This window comes from Motilimonas cestriensis (genome assembly GCF_021295315.1).
Classification (GTDB): domain Bacteria; phylum Pseudomonadota; class Gammaproteobacteria; order Enterobacterales; family CBDFNC01; genus Motilimonas; species Motilimonas cestriensis.
In genome coordinates this window covers 21,768-28,414 of sequence record NZ_JAIMJA010000017.1, presented here as the reverse complement: position 1 = coordinate 28,414, position 6,647 = coordinate 21,768, and the positions used below count along the sequence as shown (strand labels likewise).

The 6,647-nt window shown below is 43.9% G+C and carries 5 protein-coding genes and 2 tRNA genes; all 7 read right to left on the bottom strand.

Annotated elements, in window-relative coordinates; translation table 11 throughout:
• Positions 1 to 51: 51 nt before the first annotated feature.
• A tRNA-Arg gene (locus K6Y31_RS15620) sits at positions 52 to 128 on the bottom strand.
• A gap of 18 nt (positions 129 to 146) precedes the next feature.
• A tRNA-Ser gene (locus tag K6Y31_RS15615) sits at positions 147 to 239 on the bottom strand.
• Positions 240 to 626: 387 nt separating this feature from the next.
• Entirely contained in the window at positions 627 to 809 is a 183-nt protein-coding gene (csrA, locus tag K6Y31_RS15610) for a carbon storage regulator CsrA (RefSeq protein WP_232803417.1), read from the bottom strand.
• A gap of 103 nt (positions 810 to 912) precedes the next feature.
• On the bottom strand, positions 913 to 2,145 hold the full coding sequence (locus tag K6Y31_RS15605; RefSeq protein ID WP_233053882.1) for an aspartate kinase: 1,233 nt from the start codon (positions 2,143 to 2,145) through the stop codon (positions 913 to 915).
• 13 nt (positions 2,146 to 2,158) lie between these two features.
• A complete protein-coding gene (alaS, locus tag K6Y31_RS15600; RefSeq protein ID WP_233053881.1) occupies positions 2,159 to 4,759 on the bottom strand; it encodes an alanine--tRNA ligase in 2,601 nt (866 codons plus the stop codon).
• Between the two features lie 266 nt (positions 4,760 to 5,025).
• Positions 5,026 to 5,481 carry a recombination regulator RecX gene (gene recX / locus K6Y31_RS15595; protein ID WP_233053880.1) on the bottom strand — a complete coding sequence of 152 codons (456 nt, stop codon included), beginning with the start codon at positions 5,479 to 5,481 and terminating at the stop codon, positions 5,026 to 5,028.
• Complete coding sequence (gene recA / locus K6Y31_RS15590; protein WP_233053879.1) at positions 5,474 to 6,529, bottom strand: recombinase RecA; 1,056 nt, start codon at positions 6,527 to 6,529, stop codon at positions 5,474 to 5,476. Before recA ends, recX begins: the two co-directional genes overlap by 8 nt.
• Positions 6,530 to 6,647 lie beyond the last annotated feature (118 nt).

Genomic DNA, 6,647 nt, shown 5'->3' with positions numbered 1-6,647 from the left:
TTTAGCAGATTTTTATTCATCGTATAACTTATGTTACACAACAAATGAAAGTGGCGCGCATGGAAGGAGTCGAACCTCCGACCGCCTGGTTCGTAGCCAGGTACTCTATCCAGCTGAGCTACATGCGCGTCATACCAAAACATAAATGGCGGTGAAGGAGGGATTTGAACCCTCGATGGGGCTACAAACCCCATACTCCCTTAGCAGGGGAGCGCCTTCGGCCACTCGGCCACCTCACCGTTCTGGTGGCGCACATATTACCCGCAGCCGAAAATATGTCAAACAGTTTTTCAGAAAAAGGCTCTGTTCGAACAGTTCTTAAACAGACCGCCTTGTTTATGAGGTTTTAACGAGATAAAAGTGAGATAAATAACAACTTCGGCGATTGAGCACTCACGCAATCAACTCCCTTTCGGATTAAACTTAGATTATTAATCTATGGGATGAATTTATAACAAGGCAATATTTCGAATAATAAAGGAGTCGACATAACGACATATCTCCACGAGATATTATGATAGAAGCATACTCGATGACATTGCGGCAGACTTAAGCAGAGCCTAGGTTAGGTTTTATGACAGATATAAAAAAAGGAGCCGAAGCTCCTTTTTTACAATTTGTCAGCATTAGAACTGGTCAGGGCCTTTCTCTGCTTGGATACGCATATAAATTTCTTCTCGATGAACTGAGACTTCTTTTGGTGCATTTACACCGATACGCACTTGGTTTCCTTTAACTCCTAGAACAGTCACTGTCACTTCGTCACCGATCATCAGAGTTTCACCTACACGACGAGTCAAAATTAGCATTTACAGCTCCTTGTTTCCATTATTCTGCTTTATTGGATCCTATTATCCATATATTAATCAAAAAGGTAATACCCAATATCCTCTAAAGCATAAGGGTTTTCGCCTATTTGCCTTCTTCTGGCTCAGCGTCAAGGCCAAATGCAGTGTGCAGCGAGCGTACCGCAAGCTCTAGGTACTTCTCATCAATCAATACTGACACTTTGATCTCTGATGTTGAAATCTGGTGCATATTAATGTTTTCACGTCCCAATACTTCAAACATAGTTTTAGCCACGCCAGGGTGGTTCCACATCCCTACACCAACTATAGACACCTTGGCGATATGTTCATCCCCTTGCACACCTTTTGCGCCAACTTCTTTTGCCACAGCCGTTAAAAGCTCAGTCGCACGGCGGTAGTCATCGCGGTGCACGGTGAAGGTGAAGTCCGCTTTACCATCACCTAAGGTGTTTTGCACTATCATATCGATATCGATACCTGCATCGCCAATCGGTGATAACACACGAGCGGCCATTGAAGGTTCGTCTGGTACACCACAAATAGTTAAACGCGCTTCGTCACGATTAAACGCAATACCTGATACTACAGGAGATTCCATGTTTACTTCCTCATAACTAATTAAGGTGCCAGAGCCTTCTTTAAAACTTGATAGTACGCGTAGCGGTACGCTGTATTTCCCGGCGAATTCAACCGAGCGAATTTGCAGCACTTTTGCACCCAAACTCGCCATTTCAAGCATTTCTTCAAACGTAATCGTATCTAAGCGACGAGCCTGAGGCACCATGCGTGGGTCAGTAGTGTAAACACCATCAACATCGGTGTAGATTTGGCATTCGTCAGCTTTCAATGCTGCCGCCACCGCTACAGCGGAGGTATCTGAACCACCACGACCTAAAGTAGTGATGTTGTTTAACTCATCACGACCTTGGAAACCCGCAACGACAACAACCTTACCCTCAGCGATGTGCTGTTTTAAGTTATCGGTTTCAACATCTAAAATGCGCGCTTTACTGTGACTTGAATCAGTTTTCATGCGCATTTGATCGCCTGTCATCGATACTGCGTCAACGCCCGCTTTATGCAAAGCAATAGTCAGTAACGCGATAGTGACTTGTTCACCGGTCGATACGAGTACATCCATTTCACGGCGGCTGGCATCTAAATCAAGCTCCTTTGCCATACCAATAAGGCGGTTGGTCTCACCCGACATAGCCGACACCACCACGACAACATCATGGCCCTGCTCTTTAGTCCGCTTTACCCTCTCTGCGACTGCTTCTATTCGCTCAAGGGTACCCACTGACGTACCACCGTATTTTTGAACTATTACACCCACGTGCGTATTCCTTTTACAGACGTTGTTCTAACCAAGGTTGAACAGATTTCAATGCGTCAGGCAAAGCTGCCGCGTCAGTACCACCTGCTTGAGCCATATCAGGGCGACCACCGCCCTTTCCGCCTACTTGCATAGCGACCATATTTACTAATTCTCCCGCTTTTACCTTAGCGGTTAAATCTTTAGTAACACCAGCGATTAAACTTACCTTGCCTTCACTTGCTGTTGCCAAAAACACGATGCCAGATTGCAATTTGTTTTTAAGCTCATCGACAGATGAACGTAGCGCTTTTGGCTCGATCCCATCTAAGTGCGCAACCACGACACGGGTGCCACCGATTTCTATCGCCTGACCAATTAAATCAGCACCAGCTTGGCTCGCCATCTTGGCTTTTAACTGCTCCAGCTCTTTTTCTAGGGCTTTTGAGCGATCAATAACTTGACGTACTTTAGCGCCGATTGTGAATTGATCACCCTTAACCAGATCAAGAGTTTGTTGAATTTGTTCACCTAAGCTATGAATAAAGTCGATAGCGGCAGGGCCCGAAACCGCTTCAATCCGGCGAACGCCAGCAGCAATACCGCCTTCGGAGATAATTTTGAAGAAACCAATATCACCGGTGCGTTGGGCATGAGTACCACCACAGAGTTCGGTAGAGAAATCGCCCATCTGTACTACGCGAACCATTTCATCATATTTTTCACCAAACAGTGCCATTGCACCTGATGCTTTCGCTTCTTCGATATTCATTACCTTAGTGATCACTTCAAAGTTGTCACGAATGGCTTTGTTCACCAAATAGTCAACCTGACGAATAGACTCCATAGTCATGGCTTCGAAGTGAGAAAAGTCGAAACGTAGTTTCTCGCTATCTACTAATGAACCTTTTTGACCAATATGATCGCCCAAGGTATGACGTAATGCTGAATGCAGTAAGTGAGTAACGGAGTGGTTTAAAGCGATTGCTTTGCGTTTCTGCTCATCAACTACTGCGGTTATATCTTCGCCAACGGATAGCTTAGCGCCACACATATAACCGTGGTGTAAAAATGCATTGCCGGACTTTTGCGTATCAGTTACAACAAAAGCACCACCAGTGAATTGAATTTCACCGGTATCACCCACTTGACCACCTGATTCGGCGTAGAAAGGGGTTTCACCTAAAATGATAATGCCTTCTTCACCTTGAGCTAGGCTAGCCACTGATTCGCCTTGCTTAAAGATTTCAACGATCTTCGCTTTGCTATCTGTAACGTTGTAACCTAAAAAGCGAGTTTGATGCTCCACTTTAATCGCGTCGTTATAATCAGTACCAAAGCTATTTGCTTTTTGTGCGCGCTCACGCTGAGCTTGCATTGCTGCCTCAAAACCGTCTTGGTCGATCACTAAGTCACGTTCACGAGCAATATCAGCCGTTAAATCAGCTGGGAAGCCATACGTATCATAAAGCTTAAACACTAATTCACCGGGGATTGTTTTCCCCTCAAGCTGAGTTAATGCGTCATCAAGAATGGTTAAACCGCGATCAAGGGTTTTTGCAAACTGCTCTTCTTCCAGTTTCAGCATCTTTTCAACAATGGCTTGTTGTTTAGTTAGCTCAGGATACGCTTCACCCATTTGGTTAACTAATTCAGCTACCAACTTATAGAAGAAGGTTTCGGTGGCCCCAAGTTTATGACCATGACGAACTGCGCGGCGGATAATGCGTCGTAATACATAGCCACGACCTTCATTTGATGGCATCACACCATCTGCAATCAAAAAGCTACATGAACGAATATGATCGGCAACTACGCGTAGTGACTTATCTTCTAAGTCTTTCGCGCCAGTGATCTCAGCCGTTTTCTTGATCAACGCTTGGAAAATGTCAATCTCGTAGTTTGAATGCACACCTTGTAAAATAGCTGCTATACGCTCTAGCCCCATGCCGGTGTCCACAGAAGGCTTAGGTAAAGGCTCCATCGTGCCATCGGCATGACGGTTAAATTGCATGAATACTAGGTTCCAAATTTCAATGTAACGGTCGCCGTCTTCTTCAGGTGTTCCCGGAGGACCGCCCCAAATGTGCTCACCATGATCATAGAAAATTTCAGTACAAGGACCACATGGTCCGGTGTCACCCATAGACCAGAAGTTATCTTTAGCGCCAATACGAGATAAACGGTCAGCTGGTACTCCGATTTCTTTTAACCAAATTTCGGCTGCTTCATCATCTTCTTCAAAAACAGTCACCCAGAGTTTTTCTTTTGGCAATTTAACGACTTCAGTTAAAAACTCCCAGGCAAAGCTAATGGCTTCACGCTTGAAGTAGTCACCGAAGCTAAAGTTTCCAAGCATTTCAAAGAAAGTATGATGACGCGCGGTATAACCCACGTTTTCTAAATCGTTATGTTTACCACCAGCACGTACACAACGCTGACTTGAAGTAGCACGGGTATATGGACGCTGATCCATCCCCAAAAATACGTCTTTAAATTGAACCATGCCGGCGTTGGTGAACAGCAACGTGGGATCATTACCAGGAACAAGTGGACTACTAGCGACACTCTGGTGTCCCTTACTTTCAAAGTATCCAAGAAACGCGTTACGGATCTCAGCAGTGGATTGGCTCATGAATTGGGTTCCAAATAAACTGAATATAACCATCTACAGTCAGCCTCATTGCTTAACTGTAAAATAGGCAAAATTAAATGCGCACAATATATCACGGTGAAACACGGGGGAAAAGTAAACAGAGCGATTTCAAAACGCAATACTAATAATTAGAGTCATTACATTTAATTGCCCGGCTTCTAAGCCGCTTTAGGCTATTTTTCTGGACGTTTATTAGTAACAATCGCGCGGAAATATGGGGAAATGATGACCAAGACCTAGCAAGTTTAGGCACTGCTGGCATAGCGCACTTGTTCACTATCAAAACCACGGTAGTAGAGGTAGCGCTGCCTTTTTTGTCTACTTTTAAAATCATCAGGTTGCGGGGTAGGATATTTACGTTGATACAAACTTTTTGCTAATTCAAACCAATCGAGATCTAACTCATCTAAGGCTAAAGAAATTAAGTCGTTAGCAATTCCCTTTTGCTGTAATTCCATTTTAATGCGATTTAACCCTAACCCCTTGCCTGCTTTAATGCGAATAAAGCTTTGCGTAAAGCGTTGGTCATTAACATAATCACTATCACAACAGTAAGTAATCACTTGGTCTATATGAGCTTGAGGGAAGTTTCGTTTTTGCAGTTTTTGTTGCAGCTCTAGACGAGAGTGCTCTCGCCTAGAGACCAAGTTTATCGCAGATTGATAAACTTGGTTATAGCTAGCAGTTTGATTATCAATCAAACTCTGCCTCATCTTCTTCGGCTGCGACCGGTGCTGCTTTTACGTCATCTTTAGGCTTAGGTAGTAAAGCATCGCGTAATAAACCTTCAATTTCTTGCGCGATATGTGGGTTCTCAGTTAGGTAACGGCAAGCATTGGCTTTACCTTGGCCGATTTTATCGCCTTTATAAGAGAACCAAGCACCGGCTTTTTCGATTAACTTTTCTTTCACGCCTAAATCAATCACTTCGGCTAGCATGTTAATACCCGCGCCATATAGGATCTGGAATTCTGCTTGTTTAAATGGCGGCGAAACTTTGTTTTTAACCACTTTTACGCGCGTTTCATTACCAACTACTTCATCACCTTCTTTTACCGCACCGATACGGCGGATATCTAGGCGCACGGAAGCATAGAATTTCAGCGCATTACCACCGGTAGTGGTTTCAGGAGAGCCAAACATAACACCAATTTTCATACGAATTTGGTTAATGAAGATACATAAACAGTTAGTTTGCTTGATGTTGCCTGTTAGTTTACGTAATGCTTGCGACATTAGGCGCGCTTGTAAACCAACGTGCGAGTCGCCCATATCGCCTTCGATTTCAGCTTTAGGCGTCAATGCCGCTACAGAGTCAATAACTACAACATTAACCGCACCAGAGCGCACTAGCATGTCGCAAATTTCTAGTGCTTGCTCACCGGTATCAGGCTGAGAAATAAGTAGCTCGTCAACTTTCACCCCTAATTTACGTGCGTAAATTGGGTCAAGAGCATGCTCAGCATCAATGAAAGCACATGTTTTACCCTGTTTTTGTGCCTCAGCAATCACTTGTAAGGTAAGTGTTGTTTTACCAGAGCTTTCAGGACCGTAAATTTCAACGACACGACCATAAGGCAAGCCGCCTATACCTAATGCAACATCAAGTCCTAATGAGCCGGTAGAAACTGATTCAATATCCAGCATCGCAGCCGAACCATCACCAAGACGCATGATAGAACCTTTACCAAATTGCTTTTCTATTTGGCCTAATGCTGCTGCTAACGCTTTTTCTTTATTTGAATCCATTTGCGACTCCACTCAGGGTAAAAATTCGAAGTAATTGGCTTTAGTATACTGTGGTTTCGTACAGTATCAAGAGGAATTTTAACTGTATATAAAATCAGGCTATTGTTGTAACTGTATT